23 protein-coding genes are annotated in these 24,329 nt (G+C 66.2%); 18 read left to right on the plus strand and 5 right to left on the minus strand.

The window, feature by feature from the left end:
• Nucleotides 1-58: 58 nt before the first annotated feature.
• The gene (locus DWV11_RS13340) at nt 59-763 is read right to left on the minus strand and encodes a FadR/GntR family transcriptional regulator (protein WP_115789414.1); all 705 of its coding nucleotides are present in this window, start codon (nt 761-763) and stop codon (nt 59-61) included.
• A 184-nt stretch (nt 764-947) separates the two neighbouring features.
• Here DWV11_RS13340 and DWV11_RS13345 point away from each other — a divergent pair, with 184 nt between their 5' ends.
• The 3 genes from DWV11_RS13345 (at nt 948) to DWV11_RS13355 (ending at nt 3,452) form a co-directional block, all read left to right on the plus strand.
• Nucleotides 948-1,475 carry a gluconokinase gene (locus tag DWV11_RS13345; RefSeq protein WP_115789415.1) on the plus strand — a complete coding sequence of 176 codons (528 nt, stop codon included), beginning with the start codon at nt 948-950 and terminating at the stop codon, nt 1,473-1,475.
• A 131-nt stretch (nt 1,476-1,606) separates the two neighbouring features.
• A complete protein-coding gene (locus DWV11_RS13350; RefSeq protein ID WP_115789416.1) occupies nt 1,607-3,013 on the plus strand; it encodes a GntP family permease in 1,407 nt (468 codons plus the stop codon).
• A gap of 103 nt (nt 3,014-3,116) precedes the next feature.
• A complete protein-coding gene (locus DWV11_RS13355) occupies nt 3,117-3,452 on the plus strand; it encodes a hypothetical protein (RefSeq protein ID WP_168404699.1) in 336 nt (111 codons plus the stop codon).
• Nucleotides 3,453-3,470: 18 nt separating this feature from the next.
• Here the strand turns inward: DWV11_RS13355 and DWV11_RS13360 are convergent, their stop codons facing one another.
• Nucleotides 3,471-4,910, minus strand: coding sequence for a purine-cytosine permease family protein (locus tag DWV11_RS13360; RefSeq protein ID WP_115789417.1), 1,440 nt, complete (start codon nt 4,908-4,910; stop codon nt 3,471-3,473).
• 371 nt (nt 4,911-5,281) lie between these two features.
• Between DWV11_RS13360 and DWV11_RS13365 the strand changes: the two genes are divergently transcribed.
• The 11 genes from DWV11_RS13365 to DWV11_RS13415 all read left to right on the plus strand — a co-directional run bounded on the left by DWV11_RS13365 (nt 5,282) and on the right by DWV11_RS13415 (nt 14,329).
• Entirely contained in the window at nt 5,282-6,571 is a 1,290-nt protein-coding gene (locus DWV11_RS13365; RefSeq protein ID WP_115789418.1) for an adenylosuccinate synthase, read from the plus strand.
• A 468-nt stretch (nt 6,572-7,039) separates the two neighbouring features.
• Nucleotides 7,040-7,594, plus strand: coding sequence for an RNA polymerase sigma factor (locus tag DWV11_RS13370; protein ID WP_115789419.1), 555 nt, complete (start codon nt 7,040-7,042; stop codon nt 7,592-7,594).
• Nucleotides 7,591-8,394, plus strand: coding sequence for a hypothetical protein (locus DWV11_RS13375; RefSeq protein WP_115789420.1), 804 nt, complete (start codon nt 7,591-7,593; stop codon nt 8,392-8,394). Before DWV11_RS13370 ends, DWV11_RS13375 begins: the two co-directional genes overlap by 4 nt.
• Before the next feature lie 94 nt (nt 8,395-8,488).
• On the plus strand, nt 8,489-8,914 hold the full coding sequence (locus tag DWV11_RS13380; RefSeq protein ID WP_115789421.1) for a CoA-binding protein: 426 nt from the start codon (nt 8,489-8,491) through the stop codon (nt 8,912-8,914).
• A 19-nt stretch (nt 8,915-8,933) separates the two neighbouring features.
• Nucleotides 8,934-9,329 (plus strand): MmcQ/YjbR family DNA-binding protein, encoded by a 396-nt coding sequence (locus tag DWV11_RS13385; RefSeq protein ID WP_115789422.1) that lies wholly within the window; start codon nt 8,934-8,936, stop codon nt 9,327-9,329.
• Nucleotides 9,330-9,411: 82 nt separating this feature from the next.
• The gene (locus DWV11_RS13390; RefSeq protein WP_115789423.1) at nt 9,412-10,041 is read left to right on the plus strand and encodes a tetratricopeptide repeat protein; all 630 of its coding nucleotides are present in this window, start codon (nt 9,412-9,414) and stop codon (nt 10,039-10,041) included.
• 232 nt (nt 10,042-10,273) lie between these two features.
• Nucleotides 10,274-11,677 (plus strand): N-acetylglucosamine/diacetylchitobiose ABC transporter substrate-binding protein, encoded by a 1,404-nt coding sequence (gene ngcE, locus DWV11_RS13395; protein WP_115789424.1) that lies wholly within the window; start codon nt 10,274-10,276, stop codon nt 11,675-11,677.
• Nucleotides 11,678-11,769: 92 nt separating this feature from the next.
• On the plus strand, nt 11,770-12,669 hold the full coding sequence (locus DWV11_RS13400; protein ID WP_115789588.1) for a carbohydrate ABC transporter permease: 900 nt from the start codon (nt 11,770-11,772) through the stop codon (nt 12,667-12,669).
• Between the two features lie 5 nt (nt 12,670-12,674).
• On the plus strand, nt 12,675-13,553 hold the full coding sequence (locus DWV11_RS13405; protein ID WP_245953655.1) for a carbohydrate ABC transporter permease: 879 nt from the start codon (nt 12,675-12,677) through the stop codon (nt 13,551-13,553).
• A gap of 126 nt (nt 13,554-13,679) precedes the next feature.
• Nucleotides 13,680-14,000 (plus strand): putative quinol monooxygenase, encoded by a 321-nt coding sequence (locus tag DWV11_RS13410; RefSeq protein ID WP_115789589.1) that lies wholly within the window; start codon nt 13,680-13,682, stop codon nt 13,998-14,000.
• 35 nt (nt 14,001-14,035) lie between these two features.
• Complete coding sequence (locus tag DWV11_RS13415) at nt 14,036-14,329, plus strand: DUF503 domain-containing protein (protein ID WP_115789426.1); 294 nt, start codon at nt 14,036-14,038, stop codon at nt 14,327-14,329.
• 78 nt (nt 14,330-14,407) lie between these two features.
• Here DWV11_RS13415 and purL read toward each other — a convergent pair whose 3' ends face one another.
• Genes purL through purS form a run of 3 tightly spaced genes read right to left on the minus strand, consistent with a single transcriptional unit; the run spans nt 14,408 to nt 17,722 of the window.
• Nucleotides 14,408-16,717 (minus strand): phosphoribosylformylglycinamidine synthase subunit PurL, encoded by a 2,310-nt coding sequence (gene purL / locus DWV11_RS13420; protein ID WP_115789427.1) that lies wholly within the window; start codon nt 16,715-16,717, stop codon nt 14,408-14,410.
• Nucleotides 16,714-17,469 carry a phosphoribosylformylglycinamidine synthase subunit PurQ gene (gene purQ / locus DWV11_RS13425; RefSeq protein WP_115789428.1) on the minus strand — a complete coding sequence of 252 codons (756 nt, stop codon included), beginning with the start codon at nt 17,467-17,469 and terminating at the stop codon, nt 16,714-16,716. Before purQ ends, purL begins: the two co-directional genes overlap by 4 nt.
• A 1-nt stretch (nt 17,470) precedes the next feature.
• Nucleotides 17,471-17,722: a phosphoribosylformylglycinamidine synthase subunit PurS gene (purS, locus tag DWV11_RS13430; RefSeq protein WP_074590667.1), complete on the minus strand. Its 252-nt coding sequence runs from the start codon at nt 17,720-17,722 to the stop codon at nt 17,471-17,473.
• Between the two features lie 219 nt (nt 17,723-17,941).
• Here purS and DWV11_RS13435 point away from each other — a divergent pair, with 219 nt between their 5' ends.
• From DWV11_RS13435 to DWV11_RS13450, 4 genes are all read left to right on the plus strand, one after another.
• Complete coding sequence (locus tag DWV11_RS13435) at nt 17,942-18,148, plus strand: hypothetical protein (protein WP_115789429.1); 207 nt, start codon at nt 17,942-17,944, stop codon at nt 18,146-18,148.
• 115 nt (nt 18,149-18,263) lie between these two features.
• The gene (locus DWV11_RS13440; protein WP_115789430.1) at nt 18,264-18,554 is read left to right on the plus strand and encodes a DUF1540 domain-containing protein; all 291 of its coding nucleotides are present in this window, start codon (nt 18,264-18,266) and stop codon (nt 18,552-18,554) included.
• Between the two features lie 285 nt (nt 18,555-18,839).
• Nucleotides 18,840-21,992, plus strand: a complete 3,153-nt coding sequence (locus tag DWV11_RS13445) for a S8 family serine peptidase (RefSeq protein ID WP_425452062.1) — start codon at nt 18,840-18,842, stop codon at nt 21,990-21,992.
• A 197-nt stretch (nt 21,993-22,189) separates the two neighbouring features.
• The gene (locus tag DWV11_RS13450; RefSeq protein ID WP_115789431.1) at nt 22,190-24,328 is read left to right on the plus strand and encodes an elongation factor G-like protein EF-G2; all 2,139 of its coding nucleotides are present in this window, start codon (nt 22,190-22,192) and stop codon (nt 24,326-24,328) included.
• Nucleotide 24,329: the final 1 nt, after the last annotated feature.

A 24,329-nucleotide genomic window follows, 5' to 3' on the forward strand; every position in this document is an offset into this window, starting at 1 on the left:
CGCCCCGCACCAAGAGGTGCGGGGCGCCGTCGCCGTTAAGGCGCCGTCGTCGTTAGTCCTAGTCCAGCCCCATCGCCTGGCGGACTTCCACCACCACGCGGTGCATGGCTTCCTCGGCCTTGTTCGTATCCCCGCGCGAGACCGCTGTGGCAACATCCTCGTGCGCCTTGAGCGCAGCTTCCTCCGGTCGGAACGGCATGAGCCCCTGCTGGGTGCGGCTGGTCAGGACCTCGGCCACCATCTGGTCGATCGCGGCGAACATCTCGTTGCCGCTTGCGTGCAGCAGTAGGCGGTGGAAGGCGATGTCGACGGCGAGGAAGCCCTCCAGGTCCCCGGCCTCGCCCAGGCGCCGCAGCTCCGCGGCCATCGCTCCCAGTTCTCCGCGTTGCGCGTGCGTGGCCCGGCGTGCGGCGGCCGCGGCGGCAATGGGTTCGACGGCGATACGCAGTTCGGTGAGGGAGGCGTACTGGGCTTCGCGGCGCGTGGAGGCCAGCCGCCAGTGCACCAGCTTGGGGTCGAAGACGTTCCAATGCTGCGGGTCCTGGACCACGATGCCTACCCGGCGCCGTGAGTACACAAGGTTCATGGATTCCAGCACGCGCATGGTGTCCCGGGCGACGGTGCGGGAGACGCTGAATTCCTGCTGGAGGTCTTCGAGGGTCAGCCGGGATCCGGGGGCGAGGCGGCCCGAGGCGATCGATTCGCCGAGGGTGTCCAGCATGCGCTGATGCAGGCCGCCGCCATCCGCAGTCGCCGTCGACATATCCCGCCCTTCCCGCGCTGATTCCATCCCCAGCGTAGTGCCTTCGGCGTAAAAGTATGACCAAAAGCACATTAAGTACTACCAGTGACCCTCTAATGGTGTTATCTTTTTCAGGAACACGGCGCATTGGCGCCACCCCGAGCTTCTTCGGAAGCCAACGACGTCTTCCTGCGGAGGTAGGGCAATGGAGTCATCTGCAATCCACGTGGTCGTCATGGGCGTTGCCGGCGCAGGCAAGTCCACGATCGCCGGGGCACTCGCGTCGGCCCTCGGCTGGGACATGGCCGAAGCCGACCGCTTCCACCCTTCGGCCAACATCTCGAAAATGGCCGGTGGCATCCCGCTCACGGACGAGGACCGCTGGCCCTGGCTGCGCAGCATCCGCGACTGGATGACCTCCGAGGCCCGGGCGGGCAACAGCACTGTGCTGACGTGCTCGGCCCTCAAGCGCGGTTATCGGGACCTGCTGTCCGGCGCCGAAGGCCGGGTGGTCTTCGTCCACCTCGACGGCAGCGCGGAACTTCTTGCCGAACGCATGGGCAGCCGCGAGGGCCATTTCATGCCCACCACCCTGCTGCCCAGCCAGCTCGCCACCCTCGAGCCCCTTACGGCGGAGGAATGCGCGGCAGGAAGCATCCGCCTGGACATCGCACAGGACCCGAACACCCTGGTGCGCACCGTCGTCGACGTCCTCGCACTCCAGGCCGCCTGAGCTTCAGCCGCCTCAAAGCCCCCTGAACACCAGGCCGCCTGAACACCGGGCGGCCTGAACACCAGAGCGCCTGAAATCAAGACGGCCTCAACACCCCCCCAACACCGCATCACCTGTTTCAAAGGAGAACCATGACTGCCATCGAAGGATGGACCCAAACCCTCGGCGCCGGCCCGCTGCTGCTCATCGCGGCCGCCGCCATCGCCGTCCTGCTTGTCCTGATCATCCGCTTCAAGATGCATGCGCTGCTTGCACTGATCACGGTCAGCCTGGCCACGGCCTTCGCCACCGGCATCCCCGCCGACAAGGTGGTGGGCGTGCTGGTCGGCGGCTTCGGCACGACGCTCGGCACCGTTGCCCTGCTCGTCGGCCTGGGCACCATGCTCGGCCGGATCGTCGAAACTTCCGGCGGCGCGAAGGTACTGGCCGACTACCTCATCAAGCTCTTCGGTGAGAAACGTGCACCGTTCGCGCTCGGCCTCGCCTCGCTCATCTTCGGCTTCCCGATCTTCTTCGACGCCGGCCTGGTGGTCATGCTGCCGGTCGTGTTCGCAGTCGCCCACCGGCTCGGGGGCGGAGTGCTCCGCTACGCCCTGCCCGCCGTCGGAGCGTTCTCCGTGATGCATGTGTTCCTGCCGCCGCACCCGGGGCCGGTCTCGGCCTCCGCCATCCTCGGCGCGAACGTCGGCTTGGTGACCATCGTCGGCCTCATCGCCGCCATTCCCACCTGGTACCTCACCTGCTACCTCTACGGCCTGTGGACGGGTCGCAAGCTCGAGCTTCCGGTGCCGGAAATCCTTGGCCACGCTTCGGCCGAGGCTGAAGCCCACCCGCCCCGCTTCCGTACCGTCGTGGGCATCCTCCTGCTGCCGCTCGTGCTGATCTTCCTCAACACCGGCCTCAACACCCTGGCCACCTCGCACCTCCTGCCTGACGCCGTGAAGGAACAGCAGTGGTTCCAGATCATCCGTGCACTTGGTGACACGCCTGTTGCCCTGCTCATCTCCGTGTTCGTCGCCGCGCTCGTTCTCGGCATGCGCCGCGGCCTTCACGGCGAGCGGCTCGAAGGCCTCCTCGAGTCCTCCCTCGGCCCGGTCTGCTCGGTCATCCTCATCACCGGTGCCGGCGGCATGTTCGGCGCGGTGCTGCGGATGTCGGGCATCGGCAAGGCGTTGGCCGATGTGCTGGGCGACGCCGGCATCCCGCTGATCCTGGCCGGCTTCCTGATCTCCTCGATCCTGCGCATCGCCCAAGGCTCGGCGACTGTCGCGCTGACAACCACCGCGGGCCTCATCTCCCCGGCCGTTGCGGACGCAGGGATGAACGGACTGCAACTGGCGGCGCTCGTTGTTGCCGTTGCCGCCGGATCAGTGGTGGTTTCCCACGTCAACGACGCCGGATTCTGGCTGGTGGGCCGCTTCATTGGCATGGACGTCAAGACCACCCTTGCCACATGGACCGTCATGGAAACACTCATCGGTGTTACGGGCTTCGGTATCGCGGCAGTGGTGTTCGCCGTCGCTGGAGCGGCCGGATAGAGCACCGGGCCGCCGGATAGCTCCGGAACGGGAAGAGCGCTGCCGGCACCACAAGGTGCCGGCAGCGCTTTGCTAATCTCCCGCCGTCGGGCATGATGCCGCCATGGAGAAGCGCGAGTCGTCCGCTGCAGCTGTTGCCGCCTTCGAGGACCTGGGCGCCGACCTGCTCCACGCCGGGGTGGTGCCGGGGCAGATGTTCGGCGCCCGCTCGCTGCTGCTGGAGAAGAAAGCGATCGCCTGCCTGAACGGGGACATGGTGGCCTTCAAACTCGGCCGCGACAATCCCGAGCATGCGCGGGCCCTCGGGCTGCCCGGGGCCGTGCTTTTCGATCCCTCCGGTATGGGCAGGCCGTTCAAGGACTGGGTGGAGGTTCCGCTCTCGGCTGCCGGTGAGTGGCCGGCGCTGGCGGACGCGGCGCTCGCGGCCGCCCGCCAGTAGCGCTTACGACGCCGGAGGTTACGACGCCGGCACCTGGCTGGGAGTCACGTCCTCGCTCGGGTAGATGGTCTCCAGCGGAGCGCGGTTGGTCGCCTTCGCCCAGGGGTAATAGACCAGCATGGTCACTGCGATGCCGACGATCCAGGAGATGTCCGCGCCACCCAGCCAGTGCGTCACCGGACCGGTGTAAAGGGCCTGCGCCAGGAAAGGGACCTGGACGACGACGCCGATGCCGTAGGACACCAGGGCTGCCACGTTCCACTTTCCGTAGCGGCCGTTCGGGTTGTAGAGCGCCGGGATGTCCAGGCGGTCGCGGGACACCTTGTAGTAGTCCACCAGGTTGATGACCGACCACGGCGTGAACACCATGAGCAGCATCAGCACGAAGTTCTTGAACAGGTTCAGGAAGTCCTTGCTGGCGAACAGGGCGATCAGCACGCTCGCGCCGATCACCACCAGGATGAACGCGATGCGGGCTGCGCGGGACACCGTGTCGCGGCGGTTGACTGCGGTGCCGATCGTCACCGAGCACATGAAGGCGCCGTAGGCGTTCAGGCAGTTCACCGTCAGCTTGCCGCTGACGATCATCAGGTAGATGAAGACGGCGATCAGCCCGCCGCCGGCGAGGTCGCCCATGTAGCCCACCTGGTTCTTCAGGAAGTCCCCGCCAAGGTGCGCGGCGGACAGGCCGCCCGCCAGGGCGCCAATCGTCATGGCCCACTGGGCGCCGCCCACGGAACCGGCGAAGGTGTACCAGAAGGTCCGGCGCTCGCTGGTGTCCTGGGGCAGGTACCGGGAGTAGTCCGCGACGTAGGGGCCGAAGGTCAACTGCCAGCCGGCGCCGAGGGCGATGGCCGTCAGGAAGGTGGGCCATTCGAAACCCTTGAGGAACATGATCTGGCCGATGTCGTACTTCGTCAGCACCACGAAGGTCAGGTACAGGAAGCCGGCCAGGCCCAGTACGGTGGCGATGCGGCCGAGGGCGTGGATGTACTTGTAGCCGAGGATGGCCAGCAAGGCAGTGGTGGCGCCGAAGATCAGGATCCCGACCGCGGGAACGTTGACTCCCAGGATCAGGTTGATGGCCTGCCCGGAGAGCACGGTGCCGGTGGAGGCGAAGCCGACGTACATCAGGATGACGAGGACCAGCGGGATGACCGCCCCGTAGACGCCGAACTGTGCCCGGCTGGAAATCATCTGCGGAAGGCCCAGCTTGGGGCCCTGGGCGGAGTGCAGCGCCATGACGATGCCGCCGAGGACATTGCCCGCCAGCAGGCCGATGATGGCCCAGAAGGCATCGGCGCCGAAGACCACTGCGAGGGCGCCGTCCACGATCGCGGTGATCTGGGCGTTGGCGCCGAACCATAGGGTGAACTGGGACTTCGGGTGGCCGTGCCGCTCGCCGGGCGGGATCATCTCGATCGACCGGGCTTCGACGGCGCTGCTTGCTGCTGCCATGGTGTTACTCCTCATGATGGACGGTCATGTTCCATGTCACAGGAATGCGGGACCCGGAGCGAGGGGATCCGGGGCCGCGGTGTCGCGGATCCCAGACACTTTGGCGCGTGTCGCTGGGCGGTTCCGGTGGTCCGCCGTGTCCACCCGGCCGGCGCCCGGTACCGGGGCCGACCCTGGAGCAGGGTCATGACGCCGTGTAATGGGGCCGGATCGGCTAAACTTGGCTGGTAAGAGCCCCGGAACTCTTGCCCTTCCTGCCCATGAATCTTTGTTGAAGATCGTGGACAGGGCCTGGCTTCGGGGCGTTCTCATGTACGGCGCCAGGTGCGGTGTTCCCGCCCGCCTGCCCGAAAAGAATGGGGGAGGATCCCATGCCCGCTATCGTGATCGTCGGAGCCCAGTGGGGCGACGAAGGCAAAGGCAAAGCGACCGACCTGCTCGGTGGCCGCGTGGACTACGTGGTCAAGCCCAACGGCGGCAACAACGCCGGGCACACCGTCGTCGTCGGCGGCGAGAAGTATGAGCTCAAGCTCCTTCCCGCCGGCATCCTGAGCCCCAACGCCATTCCGATCATCGGCAACGGCTGCGTGGTGAACCTCGAGGCCCTCTTCCAGGAAATCGACGGCCTCGAAGCCCGCGGCGCGGACACCTCCCGCCTGCGCGTCTCCGCCAACGCCCACCTCGTGGCCCCGTACCACCAGGTGCTGGACAAAGTCACCGAGCGCTTCCTCGGCAGCCGCGCCATCGGCACTACCGGCCGCGGCATCGGCCCGGCCTACATGGACAAGGTGGCCCGCCTGGGCATCCGCGTCCAGGACGTCTTTGACGAATCGATCCTCCGCCAGAAGGTGGAAGGCTCGCTGCGCCAGAAGAACGAACTCCTGGTCAAGGTCTACAACCGCCGCGACGTGGTGGCCGAGGAGATCGTGCAGTACTTCCTCTCCTTCGCCGAACGCCTGCGCCCCCTGGTCATCGACAGCACCCTGGAGCTGAACAACGCCCTGGACGAGGGCAAGGTGGTGCTCATGGAGGGCGGCCAGGCCACGTTCCTGGACGTCGACCACGGCACCTACCCCTTCGTGACTTCCTCCAACCCGACCGCCGGCGGCGCCTCCGTGGGCTCGGGCATCGGGCCTACCCGCATCTCGCGCTCCATCGGCATCATCAAGGCCTACACCACCCGCGTCGGCGCCGGCCCGTTCCCCACGGAACTGTTCGACGAAATGGGCATGTACTTGCAGAAGACCGGCGGCGAGTTCGGCGTGAACACCGGCCGCCCGCGCCGCTGCGGCTGGTACGACGCCGTCCTGGCCCGCCACGCTTCCCGCGTGAACGGCTTCACGGACTACTTCGTCACCAAGCTGGACGTGCTCACCGGCATCGAGCAGATCCCGGTCTGCGTGGCCTACGACGTCGACGGCGTCCGCCATGACGAAATGCCCATGACGCAGACCGAGTTCCACCACGCGGTGCCGATCTTCGAGTACTTCGACGGCTGGACCGAGGACATCACGGGCGCCAAGACCCTGGAGGACCTCCCGGAGAACGCCCGCAACTACGTGCTGGCGCTCGAGAAGCTCTCCGGCACCCGCTTCTCCGCGATCGGCGTCGGCCCGGACCGCGACCAGACGATCGTGCTGCACGATCTGATCGAGGACTAAGCCTCAAGAATGCTCGACGACGGCGGGCCGCCCTTTGGTTCCAGGCGAACTTTGCGGGCGGCCCGCCGATTCTTTGTGCGTGCCTTCGCTTTCATCCTGCGGATCAGGCGGGGTGCGCGGCCTGCACTCCCGTGGAGATGGGGGAGGCGCACTGCGCATCCCCCAAAACCTCCTTTGATCTGCGAAAACACTCGTCCAGGAAAAAACTTCGAGATTCGCGTAACCCTTCAGCCGGTCCGGACGATTACTTCAGTGAACGGGCCGAGCTGGAATCTGTCCCCCATCATGTTCCAGCTCGGTCCTTCGTTTTGCCCGCAAGGAGTCCGGCAAAAGGATGCAGACGGCCAGGGTGTGTCTTGGGCTGTGCAGGCGGCGGCGGTTAGGCTGGGGAGTGCCCCGCAGTGAGTCCACCGGGACAATCACGCGCAACGGCAGCAGACCCCAGCATCCACCGAAAGCACCTGAACCGTGACTGACGCCCTGACCGACGAAGCGTTGCAGGCCCTTCAGGGCAACGACTCTGAGCTGTTCAGTGCTGTATACCAGTCCTTCGCAGGCCAGGTGTTCGGCTACCTGAGCGCCAAGGGTGTGCAGGACCCCGAGGCCCTCACCCAAGATGTCTTCCTTGCGGTGCTGCCGAGGATCGACTCCATCTCCGGCGGAGTCAAGGGCCTGCGGACGTTTGTCTTCTCCGTTGCCCACGCCCGGATGGTTGATGACCATCGCAGGCAGGTCCGCTCGCCGGAACACCAGGAGTTCGAAGCCGAGCGGGATACCAGGGAGGTCCTCTCCGCCGAGGCCGAGGCGATGGGCCGGGTGGCCCCCGGAGAAGTGCTGGCACTGCTCGGGTTCCTGCCCGAGGAACAACGGGAGGTCCTGTCATTACGCATCATTGCGGGGCTGACCGTGGAACAAGTTGCCGAAATCATGGGGAAGAGCCAAGGTGCAGTGAAGCAGTTGCAGCGGAGGGCCCTCAAGACCCTCCGCGAACACTCGGCAGTAAAGGAATATGTGGCGCCATGACGCGTTCCGATGCGGATCGTGACAAGCTCGTCTCCGAGCTCATGCTCGACGCCGGCGTGCCCGGTGATCCGTGGCTGTTGGCTGCCCTCGAGTCCGTTGCAAGCCTCTCGGCCTTGCCTGCCCCGATACCCCGTGGTGAACTTGCCGCCCTGCTCGGCGATCCATCAGCAGGGCCCGACGGCGGCTTGAAGCCCGAGGGCGACGAACTCGCCAAGCGCCGCCGCAGGAAACACCGCCCTGCCCTTTTCGCCGGTGTTGTGGTGACGGCGATGGGCCTGGGCGTCGGAGGCGTTGCTGCATCCGGGGGCCTGCCAAACAACCCTCCGGAGTTCGTCAACAAGCTGATCGAGGGATGGGCGCCTCACGCGAACCCTGCGCCGCAGTCACTCCTGCCGGCCGGCCCCCTCCCGGACGCGCCAAAGGTCACCGTTGTCCCGGCGCCCGCCGGCCCACCACCAGCGTCGCAGCCCCCTGCCGGGGCGCCATGGGGCCCGGTATCGCCGTCGCCATCCGCTGTATCGGACCGCGCACCGGTCTCCGCCCCGAAGGGAAAACCGCACGCCGCGGCTGCCACAACGAAAGCGGGGAAAGCGACAAAGGATAAGCCGAAGCAGGCATCGGCCAACCGGAAGTACAACCGGCCGGGCGAAAGCGCAGCTTCCTCGCCTGGTGTTCCCGCCGGGCCTTCCGGCATGAGCTTCAAGGACTCCTTTGACGCAGTGCTGGACAAGCGCGGCCCCGTTGGCAGCACGGTGGAGGACGTCCTCGGGCGGATTGAGCGCCTCGGCATCCGCCTCTGAGCGGCCCGGCCCAAGCTCCTCCCGTGAGGCCCGCCGTGACGCAAGCCCCGCCGCGCCCGAGGGGCCCCGCGGGCCGCGGGCGTAGGCTGGGGACATGACCCACGTGAACGATCCGGCAGTCATCGAACGCCTCATGCGGACCAAAGGCCGCTGGGCCATCGTCGGCCTGACGAAGAACGAGTGGCGCTCCGCGTATGACGTCGCCCTCTACATCCGCGACCGCATGGGCATGGAAATCATCCCGGTGAACCTGCGCGGCGAAGACGTCCACGGCGAAACCGGCTACAGGACGGTCGGCGACATTCCCGCCGAAAAGCAGCCGATCGACGTCGTGGACTGCTTCGTGAACTCCAGCCATGTAGGCGCGGTGATCGACCAGTCGATCGCGGCCGGCGCGAAGGCCGTGTGGCTGCAGCTCGGGGTCAACGATGAGGCCGCCGTCGACCGCGCGAAAGCCGCAGGGCTGGACGTCGTGGTCAACACCTGCCCGGCCCGGGAGGGCTGGCATTACGGTCTGTAGCCTGGGCTAGGCTCGGACCATGGATGCTGCTACCCTCCGCCGGATCTGCCTGGAATTCCCCGGAGCCTTCGAGGACTTCCCCTTTGGCCCGGAAACCTCGGTCTTCAAGGTCCGTTCCGCGGTGTCCGGCGGCCAAGACGCGAAGCTGTTTGCGCTCTCCGCGCTGGACGCCGAACCGCTTACGGTGAACTTGAAATGCGAGCCCGGACTGGCTGCACAATTGCGCGCGGCGCACCCCGAGATCACCGGCGCCTGGCACATGAACAAGACCCATTGGAACGGCGTCCGGCTGGACGGCAGCCTTCCCGATGCCATGATCCGGGACATGGTGGAGGACTCCTACGACCTCGTGGTGGCGAGGCTCAGCAAGAAGCAGCAGGAGCAACTCGGGTGGGCGCGCCTTGCCGGCAAATGAGCTGCCCCGGCATGGCCGCGGTCGGATAGATTGAGAGTGCGCAACACCATTCGATGCCCTTGACGCAATCGGGAGCGGCCAGATGCTGGAGCAAAGAACACTCGACGAGTTGTGGACCTTCGAAGACCCGGCCCTGTCCGAAGCGCGCTTCCGGGAAGCAATGCAGGATCCCCGGTTCGACGATTTCGAACGCTCGGAACTGGCCACCCAGCTTGGCCGCGCCATCGGACTCCAGGGCCGCTACGAAGAGGCCGATGCCCTGCTGGACTCGATTGACACCGAAGAGGAGCCCACGCTCGCGGTCCGGGTCCTCCTGGAGCGCGGGCGGTTGCTGAATTTCTCCGGGCACCCGGCCATGGCCGTGCCGCTGCTCGAGCAGGCCGCGGAGCTCGGCGACCATCTCGGCGAGGAATTCCTCACGGTGGATGCCCTGCACATGCTCGCGATCGCCGACTCCGGACACCAGGAGTCCTGGACGCGCAGCGCGCTCGAGTACGCCTCCGCCGTCGACGATCCGCGCACCAAGCGCTGGATGGTTTCGCTGCACAACAACCTCGGCTGGGCGCTGTACGACGACGGCCGCCGCACCGAAGCGCTGGTGGAGTTCCAGCTTGCCGAGCAATGGGCGGAACGTGTCGGCACTCCGCAGCAGCAGCGCTGGGCTCGGGAAGCCATCGAAGAGTGCGAAAGGTCGCTTAGCGGACGGCCCTGAGCTGCGGTTTCTTTCCTTTTGAAGCCTCCCCGGGGGGCCCGGAGGCGCTTCCTGAGTAGATCACGTTTTGACAAAAGTTGATCGAAACTAGCCAGAAATATTGATTTCCAATCACTTGTGGTGAATTATGTCACACGAGGGTGGCGCTGCTTCGGGCGCCTTCCAGCCGATCCGAAAATCTAGGCACGGGCGCCGTCCGGATCGGTCCTACGAGTCCCTGGAGGGTTTTAGGATGAACGTTCAGCAGTCCTTCGCACGCCGTGGTTTCCTCCGCGGTGCGCTCGCCACCGCCGTATTGGCCCCGATGGGCGGAGCCCTGGCCTCCTGCGCGTCGGGCGGCACTACCACGACTGGTCCCACCGGTACTGTGTCAGACACCAACCCGTTCGGGCTGGCGGACAACTCCACGGTTGACGCCGTGATTTTCAAGGGCGGCTACGGCATCGACTATGTCGATTTCGCCGGCAGCATTTTCAATAAGAACCACCAGGGTTCCACTGCCAAGATCAGCCCTTCGACCGCGATCTCCACGGAACTCCAGCCGCGCTTCGCCGGCGGCAACCCCCCGGACCTCGTGGACAACTCCGGTGCGCAGTCCATCGGCATCAGCACCATTCTTGACCAGCTGGAAGACCTCCAGCCCGTGGTGGACGCCAAGAACCTCGAAGGCACCCCGATCAAGGACACTCTCTACGAAGGCGTGCTGGCACCCGGAACCTTCAACGGCAAGCTCGTGGCCATCAACTACGTGCTCACCCTCTTCGGTGTCTGGTATTCCGCGTCACTCTTCGAGGCCAACGGCTGGGCACCTCCCAAGACCTGGGACGAGGCCTTCGAACTCGGCGAGAAGGCCAAGGCCAAGGGCAAGTACTTGTTCCTCTGGGGCAAGGAAGCTGCGAGCTACTACTTGGAACTGGCACTGTCTTCCGCCATCAAGGAAGGCGGCGACGAGGTCCGGGTAGCACTGGAAAACCTCAAGGAAGACAGCTGGAAGCACCCCGCGCTCACCAAGGTCTTCGAGGCCCTGGACAAGCACGTCAAGGCCGGCCACTTCAAGCCGGGCGGTTCCGGCACGGCCTTCACCGCGGCGCAGGCCCAGTGGAGCAACGGCCAGGAGGCGTTGCTCTACCCCTCCGGTTCGTGGATCGAAAACGAAATGAAGGACCAGACCAAGGCCGACTTCAAGATGACAGGCGCACCGGTGCCCACCCCCAGCAGCAGCCCGAAGATGCCGTACGAGGCGCTGCACTCCGGCGGCGGCGAGCCCTTCATCGTTCCCTCCCAGGCCAAGAACAAGGCAGGCGGCAAGGAAATCCTCCGCATCATGCTCTCCAAGGACGCGGCCGCCAACTTCGCCAAGACCAAGCTGGCTCCCACCGTTGTCAAGGACACCGTCCCCGCGGACGGCTTCGGTTCAACCGCTTTGGTGTCGCAGACCAAGATGCTCGATGCGGCCGGAAAGAACGTCTTCAACTGGCAGTTCCTTGACCTGTACGGCATGAACAAGGACGTCCTGGTTGTCTGGAATGCCTTCCTCGATGGCAAGTCGAACGCTGCCAAGCTGGCCGAGGACATGCAGAAGATGTCGGACAAGATCCGCAACGACAGTTCCATCAAGAAGGTTGAAATCAAGTGAGCCTGCCCCCACCAACTGCGGTTCTGGAAGGCGGCCGCAAGGCCGCCATCCAGAGCCGCCGCAAGAACCTGACCTTTGACAAGGTCTCCTTCATGGCGGTGTTCCTCGGGATACCGCTGGCGATCTACTTGGTCTTCGTGATTTGGCCGTTCCTGCAGGCGTTCGTCTATTCCCTGACGGACTGGTCCGGCTTCAGCCCGAACTACAAATTCATTGGGCTGGACAATTACGCCCGCATTTTCACGGACGACCAGTTCCTGAAGGCGCTCAGCAACAACGTCATCCTGCTGATCATTGTTCCCCTGGTCACTGTGGTCCTGAGCCTCGTCCTGGCCGCGCTCGTCACGGTAGGCGGCAGCAGCAAGGGCCAGGTCAAGGGCCTGAAGAACTCCAGTTTCTACCGCGTAGTTTCCTTCTTCCCCTACACCATTCCCGCCGTCGCCATCGGTATCATGTGGGGCCAGATCTACGACCCCAGCGGCGGCCTGCTGAACGGCGCCCTGAACGCCTTGGGACTTAACTTCAAGGATTATGCCTGGCTGGGCAACACCAACACGGCCATGGCGTGCTCCATCTTCGTCATCATCTGGGGCTTCGTGGGCTTCTACATGGTGCTCTTCATTGCCGGCATCAAAGGCATTCCCGCCGAACTCTTCGAGGCTGCCCGCATTGACGGCGCAGGTCGTTTCCGCACCGCAGTCAGTGTCACTATCCCGATGATCCGCGACAACATCCAGACCGCCTACGTCTACCTGGGCATCTTCGCCCTGGACGCCTTCGTCTACATGGCCTCGCTGTTCCCGAACGCAGGCGGCCCGGAGAACTCCACCCTGGTCATGTCCCAGCAGCTCTTCTTCACCGCCTTCCAGCGCGGCCAGTTCGGCATGGCGACCGCCATGGGCGTCATCCTCGCCGTGGCAACCCTGCTCTTCTCCGGCCTCGTGTTCCTGGTGAACAAGCTGACCGGCGGTACCGATGGAGGCCGGCTGTGACTCTTCTGAAACAAAAGACAGCCCCCGTGGGCCACCTCGAGCGCGAAGCCAAGAGCACGCCGGGTGACCGGGCGGTGGCGGCAACATCACACGTCGTCCTGGCCATCTGGTCCGCCATTGTGGTCCTGCCGCTCCTGTGGACCTTCATGTCCTCCTTCAAGACCTCCAACGAGATCTTCGCATCGCCGTTCGCACTGCCGGGGGCGTGGAAGCTGGACAACTACATCAAGGCGTGGAGCGAAGCCGGCATTGGTGCGGCCTTCATCAACTCGGTGATCGTGGTTGGCGTCTCGCTGGTGCTGGTCATGTTGCTGGGGGCCATGTGCGCCTACGTGCTGGCCCGCTTCAGTTTCCGGGGCAGCAGGGTCATCTACGTCCTGATGCTCGCTGGCCTGACCTTCCCGATCTTCCTTGCCATGGTCCCGTTGTTCGGCGTCCTCAAGGGAATGGGGCTGCTCAACCAGTTGCCGGGCCTGATCATCACGTACGTCGCTTTCGCCTTGCCGTTCACTGTGTTCTTCCTCTTCGCGTTCTTCAAGAACCTTCCGGGTGAGATCGCCGAGGCGGCAGCGATTGACGGCGCCGGGGAGTGGCGGACCTTCTTCCAGATCATGCTGCCCATGGCCAGGCCCGGCCTCGCATCCGTGGCCATCTTCAACTTCCTGGGCCTGTGGAACCAGTTCCTCATCCCGGTGACCATCAACGCCGGCGGCCCCAAGGTCCTCTCCCAGGAGCTGTTCGCCTTTGCCCAGCAGATGGGCTACGCGGTGGACTTCGGCGCCCTGTTCGCAGCCGTCACCGTAACCGTCATCCCGGTGCTCATCGCGTACATCCTGTTCCAGCGCCAGCTGCAGGGCTCGGTGTCGCAGGGCACCTCCCGCTGACCCTTCCAGTACCAAGCGCCCGACGGCGGTTCCCACCTTCAGGTGGGGGCCGCCGTCGTCGTCTTCCCGGCTTGGTGTACCCGTCCCGTTTAGCGCGCCGGTGGACGCGATGACAGGATGGAGTCCGTGATCTTCATCGTCGTCAAATTCAAGACCAAGCCCGACTGGACCGAACGCTGGCTCGACCTCGTGGCCGGCTTCACCGAGGCCACCCGCGCCGAGCCGGGCAATCTGTGGTTCGACTGGTCCCGCAGCGTGGACAACCCCAACGAGTTCGTGCTCGTGGAAGCCTTCAAGGACGACGCCGCGGGTGACCACGTCAACAGCGAACACTTCAAGAGGGCCATGGCGGACATGCCGCAGGCCCTCGCGGAGACCCCGCGGATCGTCAGCCGCCAGATCGAGGGCGAAGGCTGGGACCTGATGGGCGAACTCAGCATCCCGTAGCCCGGCGTCCAGCCCGGCGGAGCCATAATGTCCCCATGTGGATCGGCTGGATCGAGTTCGACATCCTCCTGGGCGAAGTTCACAGCCTGAAGGAGAAACGCTCATTGGTGCGGCCCGTGGTGGCCGAGCTGAAGCGCCGCTTCGAGGTGTCCGCGGCAGAGACGGGCTTCATGGACCAGCATCGGCGGGCGCTCATCGGCGCGGCGGTGGTGGCACCGGACCATGCGCACCTCGTGGAGGTGCTCGACGCCGTCGAACGCCTGGTTGCCGGCCGCCCGGAAATTGAACTGCTCAGCGCCCGCCGCCGCGACCTCCACAGCGAGGATTAAAGCAACGCGGGGTCACTTACGGCCCATCCCGAGGGGAAACATGGGCCGTAAGTGACCCCGCGTTGGGGTCTGAGGGCTCTAGCCGAAGTACTTCGGCAGGGTGCCTTCGTGCGCTTCGCGGAGGGCGTCCAGGGACATGGCCTCCACGCCGTTGATCTCCAGGGCGTTGGAAGCTGCGTCCACCACGCCGATGCGCAGGTGGGCGAAGCCGCGGGCGGTGCACATGTCCTTGAAGCGGACCTCTTCGGAACGCGGCACGGACACGATGGCCCGGGCCTGGGACTCGGAGAACAAGGCCGTGAACAGGTCCACGCCGTCGCGCTCGAGCAGTTCCTCCAAGGCGATCCGGGCGCCGACACCGTAACGCAGTGCGGACTCCACCAAGGCTGCCGCGAGGCCGCCTTCGGAGAGGTCGTGCGCGGAGTCGACCATGCCGTCGCGGCTGGCGTTGATCAGGATCTCGCCGAGCTGGCGCTCCGCGGCAAGGTCCACGCGCGGCGGCAGGCCGCCGAGGTGGCCGCGCAGCTTGGCCCATTCCGAACCGTCCAGTTCAGCCGCCGTGGTACCCAGCAGGTAGATGGCCTGGCCGTCTTCCTTCCAGCCGGAGGGGGTGCGGCGCGCGACGTCGTCGAGCTTGCCCAGCACCGCCACCACGGGGGAGGGGTGGATCGGGGTGGTACCGGTCTGGTTGTACAGCGAGACGTTGCCGCCGGTGACCGGGACACCCAGCTCCATGCAGGCGTCGGACAGCCCGCGGATGGACTCGGCCAGCTGCCACATGACATCCGGGTCCTCGGGGGAGCCGAAGTTCAGGCAGTCGGAGACGGCCATCGGCACGGCGCCGGAAGTGGCCACGTTGCGGTAGGCCTCGGCCAGGGCCAGCTGGGCGCCGTTGTACGGGTCGAGATAGGTGTAGCGGCCGTTGGCGTCGGTGGCCAGGGCCACGCCCAGGCCGGTCTCCTCGTCCACGCGCACCACGCCGGCGTCGTCCGGGAACGCCATGGCGGTGTTGCCCCCGACGTAGCGGTCGTACTGCTTGGTGATCCAGGACTTGTCGCACATGTTCGGCGAGGCGACCAGTTCGGTGACGGCGGCAGCCAGCTCGGACGGGGCCGACGGGCGGCCGGCGTCCTGCACGGAACCGGTGAAGGTGTCCGCCTGCAGGGCATCCTGCCAGGACGGGCGGGCGTAGGGGCGGTCGTAGACCGGACCGTCGTGGGCGACGGTGCGCGGGTCGACGTCGACGATGACCTCGCCTTCCCAGGTGATGATGAGGCGGCCGGTGTCGGTCACCTCGCCCAGCCAGGCGTATTCCACGGCCCACTTGTCCATGACGGCTTCGAACGCCTCGACGTTCTCCGGGGTGACCACGGCCATCATGCGTTCCTGCGACTCGGACATCAGGATTTCGCCCGGGGTCAGGGTGGGGTCGCGGAGCAGCACGCTGGTCAGCTCCACCTGCATGCCGCCGTCGCCGTTGGAGGCGAGCTCGGACGTGGCGCAGGAGATGCCGGCCGCGCCGAGGTCCTGGATGCCTTCGACCAGGGAGCCCTTGAAGAGCTCGAGGCAGCACTCGATGAGGACCTTCTCGGCGAAGGGGTCGCCCACCTGGACGGCGGGGCGCTTGGACGGCTTGGTGTCGTCGAAGGACTCGGAGGCCAGCACGGAGGCGCCGCCGATGCCGTCGCCGCCGGTGCGCGCACCGAAGAGGACCACCTTGTTGCCCTTGCCGGAGGCGTTGGCCAAGCGGATGTCCTCGTGGCGCATGACGCCCACGGCGAGGGCGTTGACCAGCGGGTTGCCCTGGTAGACGGCGTCGAACACCATTTCGCCGCCGATGTTCGGCAGGCCAAGGGAGTTGCCGTAGCCGCCGATGCCGGCCACGGCGCCGTGCATGACGCGGGCGGTGTCCGGGTGGTCGATCTCGCCGAAGCGCAGCGGGTCCATGACGGCCACGGGGCGGGCGCCCATGGAGATGATGTCGCGGACGATGCCGCCGATGCCGGTCGCGGCACCCTGGTAAGGCTCAACGAACGACGGCGAGTTATGGGACTCGATCTTGAAGGTCACGGCCCAGCCGTCCCCCAGGTTGGTGACGCCGGCGTTTTCGCCGATGCCCACCAGCATGTCCTTCTTCATCTCCTCGGTGACCTTCTGGCCGAACTGGCGCAGGTGGTTCTTGGAGGATTTGTAGGAGCAGTGCTCGCTCCACATGACGGAGTACATGGCCAGCTCGGCGCCGGTGGGGCGGCGGCCCAGGACCTTGACGATCTCGTCGAACTCGTTCTGCTTCAGGCCGAGTTCGGCCCAGGGGAGTTCGGTGTCGGGAGTGTTCGCTGCGTTCTCGACGGTGTCGATGTTGAACTTCTTGTTGGTCTCCGTGGTCACTTGGCGCCTCCCACAATCTTGTTCAAAACGGAGGTGAAGAAGCCCAGGCCGTCGGTGCCGGCGTTGGACTCCGGGCCGAAGCCGGGCTCAACCGCGTGTTCGGGGTGCGGCATGAGGCCCACCACGTTGCCGGCAGCGTTGGTGATGCCGGCGATGTCGCGGCGGGAGCCGTTCGGGTTGAAGCCCACGTAGCGGAACGCGACGCGGCCCTCGGCCTCAAGGGCGTCGAGGGTCTTCTCGTCGGCGATGTACTGGCCGTCCTGGTTCTTCAGCGGAACCAGGATCTCCTGGCCGGCCTCGTAGTCGGTGGTCCAGGCGGTGGTGTTGTTCTCCACACGCAGCACCTGGTCCCGGCAGAGGAACTTCAGGTGGTCGTTCTTGATCATCGAACCGGGCAGCAGGTGCGATTCGGTGAGGATCTGGAAGCCGTTGCAGATACCCAGCACCGGCAGCTTGGCGTCCGAGTTGGCGGCGTCGATGATCTTGGACATCAGCGGCGCGAAACGCGAAATGGCGCCGGCGCGCAGGTAGTCGCCGTAGGAGAAGCCGCCCGGGATCACCACGGCGTCGACGTCGGCCAGTTCCGTGTCGGCGTGCCAGAGCGCGACGGCGGTGCCGCCTGCCAGGCGGACGGCACGGGCGGCGTCGCGGTCGTCAAGGGTGCCGGGGAAGGTGACGACGCCGATCTTGGCGCCGTTCAACCGGGATTCGGCGGCCACGGGGGCATCGCCGATCAGGGGAAGTTCAGTCATGTCAGGCCTCGACGACCTCGACGTTGACAACATCTTCGATGACCGGGTTGGAGAGCAGGGTTTCCGCTGCCTCGCGCGCCTGGGCGAGGATGGCGTCGGTCACCTCGCCGTCGACGGTCAGTTCGAAGCGCTTGCCCTGGCGGACTGCGCTAAAGCCGGTGAAGCCGAGGCGGGGCAGTGCTCCCACGATCGCCTTCCCCTGCGGGTCCAGAATCTCGGGCTTGGGCATGACGTCGACGACGATCCGGGGCATCCGGTAACTCCTGTGCGTGAGCGTTGGTTTGAACCTTGTCAAAGGCTGCCGCGGAGTGATGCCGTCTCACGCCGAACCGCGCACAAACAGCGTCCAAGAGGGGTGTCCGGCAACGGTGTTTGGTGCAGCGTCTTACGGATAAGGGGCGCTCCGCGAGCTTGCACGCCCATTCTACCGGCCAGAAGGCCCATACCCTATTTGTGCCGATACCATGGCCGCATGGCACGGAACGTGAAGTCCATGGTGTTGCCGGTGGTGGCTGCGGCGGTGTTTGCCGGTCTGGGCAGGATGGTGATCCAGCGGATCAGGCTGGACCGGGCCGCGCGCGAAAACCACACAGTGGCCCTGCTCGATGCCGCCGCCCGTGCCAGGATCAGTGCGGCCCTGCGCGGCGCCGCCCCGCCGCCCGCGTCCATGGCGGAATAGCGAACGTACAAATGCGCTATTACTGCGGGTTAAAGTCCGGGAAACGGGCGTAGCTTTGGTTCCATGCCGGGTCATTCCCGCTGAACTGAAGCTAGGTATCGAGCCAGGAGGAACCATGACCGAACATGTTGCCGAAGTCTCCGCCTGCAGCGTTGGCAGCTGTGGATTCAACCATGATGGCTGTACCGCATTTGGGATCACCATCGGGGGCACGACGGACCATGCATCCTGCGCCACGTTCATCGACACCACGGCGATGGGCGGCCTTCCCAAGGTCCTGGCCCACGTCGGTGCCTGCCAGCGCAGTGAATGCATCCACAACAACCACCTGATGTGCGAGGCGCACGACGTGAAGGTCGGCCCCGGCGCCGAAGCCGCGGACTGCCTCACATACCAGCACGCCTGACACAGCCTCAACGACGCAACGGGCACGCTCCACACGGAGCGTGCCCGTTTTTCCATGCCCGGGGTTCCCTGAAGCCGGCGTCTCCTGAAGCCGGCGTATGACAAGCGTGAAATCAGATTTTGTGCCCTATGTCATATTCAGCTATCGCTCTGTACTGTATGAAGCGATTGCTTCCGAGCGGTTGACAAGAACTGTCAACCGGGCAGCATTCCAAGTTGGCAGCGTTCCCAGTTGATTGATCCCGGCACGACGGCCCGGATCGCCTGTAGAAAGGTGCAATCACTCGTGAAATCAAGAGGAAAGAGCTTCGTCGGAAGCGGGAGCCTTCGAAGAGCTGCGGCACTGGCCGTGGGTGTGCCGGTGTTGCTGTCGTCCATGGCGCTGGCACCGGCGCAGGCCGCCCCGGCCCAGGGAAGCAACACCGCCGCCACGATCAAGAAGAACCTTGATCCGCAGGCGTACAAGGACGGCCGCTACATTGTGGTGCTTGCGGAGAAGCCCGCCGCCACCTACGACGGCGGCACCCCCGGCTTTGCGGCCACCAAGCCGAAGGCCGGCAAGAAGCTGGACGTGCGCAGGAGCGAAGTCCAGAGCTACCAGGCCCACCTGCAGCAGCAGCAGCGCGAAGTGGCCGCCCAGGAGAACGTCAGCATCAAGCGTGACTTCACCTCGGCGCTCAATGGCTTCAGCGCCACCCTCACGGCGGAGCAGGCCGTCAACCTCGCAAAGAACCCCAAGGTCCTTTTGGTTGCCCCGGACACGCAGCGCGCACCCGATTACTCCACCACCGACTTCCTGAAGCTGAGCGGACCCGGCGGACTCTGGGAGACCCGCTTCGGCGGCAAGGACAAGGCCGGCGCGGGCACGGTAGTAGGCGTCATCGACACCGGCTACACGCCGTCGAGCGCTTTCTTCGCGGGCGAGCCCGTGCAGCCGCTCAGCGGCAATCCCCAGGTGGGCGTCCCGTACCGCACGGACGACGGCAAGATCGCCATGCTGAAGGCCGACGGCGACACCTTCGTGGGCGAATGCCAGGCCGGCCAGGACTTTGACGGCACCGCGTGCAACTCCAAGGTCCTGAGCACCCACTACTTCGCCGACGCCTTCCTCGAGACCGTTCCGGCAGAGCACCGCGCACCGCAGGAGCGCATCTCCCCGGTGGACGTGGACAGCCACGGCACCCACACTGCCAGCACCGCGGCAGGCAACTCCGATGTCGAAGCCACGGTGGACGGCCGCAGCTTCGGCATCACCAGCGGCGCGGCCCCGGCCGCCAAGCTCTCTATCTACAAGGTCTGCTGGGAGGACGACGACCCCAACACGGGCGGCTGCTACGGTTCGGCCTCCGTTGACGCGATCGACCAGGCCATAGCCGACGGCGTCGACGTCCTGAACTACTCCATCTCCGGTTCCACGGACACCACCACCGACCCGGTGTCCCTGGCGTTCCTCTCCGCGGCTTCGGCCGGCATCTTCGTTGCCGTGTCCGCGGGCAACTCCGGACCCACCGCCGGGACCGTCAACCACGGCGCGCCCTGGCTGACCACCGTGGCCGCCAGCAGTTTCTCCCAGGAACTGCAGGGCACCGTGGAATTCTCGGACGGCAGCAAGTACCGCGGTGCCAGCATCATGAACGCGGAAGTGCACGACGCCGGTGTGGTCCTTTCCGCCAACGTCGCCTCCGGCACGGGCAACGCGGCCATCTGCGCGCCAGGTTCGCTGGATCCGGCGAAGATCGCCGGCAAGGTAGTGGTCTGCGACCGCGGCGTGGTTGACCGCGTGGCAAAGAGCGCCGAGGTCAAGCGCGGCGGCGGCGTGGGCATGATCCTGGTGAACCTTGCCAGCTCCTCGCTGGACACGGACAAGCACTCCGTCCCCACGGTCCACGTGAACCCGCCGGCCACCGGCGAAATCAAGCAGAAGGTGGCGGCGAACCCCGCCATCACCGTTTCCCTGATCGATCACGACACCACCGGCCTGCCCCTCGAGGCCCAGCCGCAGATCGCCGGCTTCTCCTCGCGCGGCCCGCTCGCTGCCAGCAACTCGGACCTGCTGAAGCCGGACGTCGCCGCCCCGGGCGTTGCCGTCCTGGCCGGCGTCTCGCCGATCGGCACCGGCGGTGACACCTTCGGGTTCCTCTCCGGCACTTCGATGGCGTCACCGCATATTGCAGGTTTCGGTGCCCTGATCCTGGGCAAGAACCCCACGTGGTCCCCGGCCACCGTGAAGTCGGCCATGATGACCACGGCCTCTGACGTGGTCAAGGCCGACGGCAGCAAGAACACGGACGTCTTCGCCACCGGCGCCGGCCACATCAACGCCGCCCGCGTGCTGGATCCGGGCCTGGTGTACGACGCCGGGATCGAGGACTACCTCAAGTTCATCCAGGGCACCGGCGTGGACCTGGGCATCCCGGGCCTCGGCAGCACCCCGGCACGGAACATGAACCTTCCGTCGTTCGCCCTGGGCAACCTGGCCGGCAAGGTCGAGGTCACCCGCACCCTCACCGCGCTCACCCCGGGCCTGTACCAGGCCAGCGCCAGCGTCCCGGGCATCGATGTGAAGATCACGCCCTCGGTGCTGAACTTCACGGCCGTCGGCCAGAAGAAGTCCTTCAAGGTCACGTTCGAGAACAAGAACGCCGCCCTGGCGAAGTTCGCGATGGGCTCGCTCAAGTGGGAAGGCGCCGGCAAGTCCGTGGTGTCACCGGTGGCGGTCCGACCGCAGTCGGTGATCGCCGGCAAGGACCTCACCTTCACCTCGGACCAGGCGAGCGGTTCCGCCGCGATCGGGATCCTCTCCGGCACCGATTCGCCGACGGCGGTCACCGTGGACGGCCTCTCCAAGGCGAACTCAACGGCCACTGAACTGGTTCCCGGTCCGGCAGCATTCGCGAACAACGCCTCCAACGCGATCGTGGACGCCGAAGTCGGCGAGGGCGCGGCGCTGGCCAGGTTCTCGGTGATCTCCTCCGATGACACCGCGGACTTCGACCTGTACGTGTTCACCCCTTCCGGCGAATTGCTGAGCGCCGCCACCGGAAGCGCCAGTGAGTCCCTCTCCATCGAATCCCCGGAGGCCGGGACGTACACCATCCTGGTCAACCTGTTCGCGAGCAGGGACAACCGGTCCACCAAGGCCAGCGTCGATGCTGCCATCCTGGGCAGCAATGAAGGCAACGCCACGGTGACGCCCAACCCGATCCAGCTCAAGAACGGCAAGAAGGGCCAGCTCACCCTGGGCTGGACCGGCCTGGAACCGGGCTCCTACATCGGCCGGCTGACCTTCGCGGGGACCAGTTCCCCGACCTTCGTCACCGTGATCATCTCGTCCAACGGCGCGGTGGCAGTGGCCCCCGAACAGCAGACGAGCGACGGGACCCCGACCCAGCAGAAGCTGCAGAAGGAAGATCGCCAACTCCCGGGCAATGCGGGCTGACGACCCTTCCTGAATAACAAGAGGCTGCGGCCGGCGGAGAACCCGCCGGCCGCAGCTTTTTCCGTGTCCTGGACGGACCCTGCGCCCGGTCCCTTAGGCGAACCTCAGGCACCTCGTCCGCCACATCCTCTTGCCGCGGGGTGGGCGCTGGGTGTCGAATCGGTGTAAACGCCCGGCGGCAGCTCCAGGAGGCACCGATGTCGGTAAAGAGTGGAAACGGACAGAGCAAAGGAAACGTCCAGGGCAAGGAGCGCAGCGACGCAGCGGCCGGGCTTGCCGTCGAACAACCCGGCATGATCCGCAACATCGCACTCGTAGGGCACTCCGGCGCGGGCAAGACCATGCTTGTCGAGGCGCTGCTCGCCGCCACCGGCGTGATTTCGCGGATGGGTTCGATCGTGGACGGAACCACGGTGGGCGATTCGGACCCGGCCGCCGTCCACCAGCAGCGCTCCGTGGGCCTGTCCGTGGTGCCGGTCCTCCTGGACGGGGTGAAGGTGAACCTGATCGACACCCCTGGCTACGCCGATTTCACGGGCGACCTGCGGGCCGGGCTCCGTGCCGCGGATTCGGCCCTGTTCGTCGTTTCTGCGGTCGACGGCGTCGACGCCTCCACCGTGGCACTCTGGCAGGAATGTGAGCGGACGGGGACGCCGCGTGCGGTGGCGATCAGCCGCCTGGACCATCCGCGCGCGGACTATGACGCCGCCGTCGCGGCCTGCCGGGAGGCGTTCGGTGAGTCGGTGCTGCCGCTGCAGGTGCCGCTCCGGGAAGGCGGGGAGATCACCGGGCTGCTTGACCTGCTGAGCGGAATGGTCTCCGGAACCAGCGACGACGGCGGTAAGCCGCCCAGGCGGGCTGCGGATCCGGCGGAACTCGCCGGCGTCGACGGTTCCCGGGCGGAGCTGATCGAAGGCGTCATTGCCGAAAGCGAGGACGAGACCCTCATGGACCGCTACCTCGGTGGGGAGGAGATCGCGCTCGAAACCCTGCTGGCGGACCTTGAAACCGCCGTCGCCCGGGGCTCCTTCTACCCGGTGCTCGCTGTGTCCGCCGGGACCGGCCTTGGCCTGTCGGAACTGCTGGACCTGCTGCACCGGGCATTTCCCTCGCCCCTGGAACGCGAGGTGCCGGAAACAACGGGACTGGACGGCACACCGCGCAAACGGCTCGGCTGCGACCCGCACGGCCCGCTGCTCGCCGAAGTGGTGCGGACCAGCGTGGATTCCTTCCTGGGGAAAGTGTGCCTGGTGCGTGTCTTCTCCGGGACCCTGCGGGAAGACACCGCCGTGCATGTGGGCGGCAGGGGATTGTCCGAGCGCGGCCACCCGGACCACGACGCCGACGAACGTGCCAGCCACCTGTACTCGCCGTGGGGTGCCGCGCTGAGGGCGGTGCCGTTCAGCGTGGCCGGTGACATCTGCGCGCTCAGTAAGGTGGTCAGCGCCGAAACGGGGGACACCGTGTCCGCCAAGGACGATCCGCTGCTGATCAAGGTCTGGGACATGCCCGAACCGTTGCTGCCGCTGGCCGTCGAGGCCGCCGCCCGCAGCGACGAGGACGCGCTCGCCAAGGGGCTCGCGAAAGTGGCCGCCGGGGATCCGGCGCTGCGGGTGGAGCGCAACTCCGAAACCCACCAGCTGGTGCTTTGGTGCACGGGGCAGGCGCATGCCGACGTCGTCCTGGACCGGCTCCGCGAGCAGGGCGTGAAGCTGCAGACCGTGGACGTCATCACCCCGCTGCGGGAGACCTTCGCCGTTCCGGCCAGCGGCCACGGGCGGTACGTGAAGCAGTCCGGCGGGCACGGCCAGTTCGCCATCTGCGACATCGACGTCGAACCCCTCGAACGCGGCGGCGGCTTCGAGTTCGTGGACAAGGTGGTGGGCGGCGTGATCCCAGGCCCGTTCATCACCTCCGTGGAGAAGGGCGTCCGGGCGCAGATGCAGAAGGGCGTGGCCGAGGGCTTTCCGGTGGTGGACATCCGGGTCACCCTGCACGGCGGCAAGACCCACAGCGTGGACTCCTCCGACGCGGCGTTCCAGGCCGCCGGGGCCCTGGCCTTGCGGGAAGCTGCCGCGGCCGGGCGTATCCAGCTCCTCGAGCCTGTCTCGTCCGTGGTCATCCGGGTGCCCGACGATTACGTCGGCACCGTGATGAGCGACCTCTCCGCGCGTCGCGGCCGCATGACGGGAACGTCATCCGGGGACGGCAATACCGAAATCACCGCTGAGGTCCCGGACCAGGAACTGCTCCGCTACGCCCTCGAACTCCGGGCGTTGACGGCGGGCGGCGGCAGCTTCCGGCGCAGCTACCTCCGGCACGACCCCGTGCCCTGAC

This window comes from Arthrobacter silvisoli, from assembly GCF_003369445.1.
Classification (GTDB): Bacteria; Actinomycetota; Actinomycetes; order Actinomycetales; family Micrococcaceae; genus Arthrobacter; species Arthrobacter silvisoli.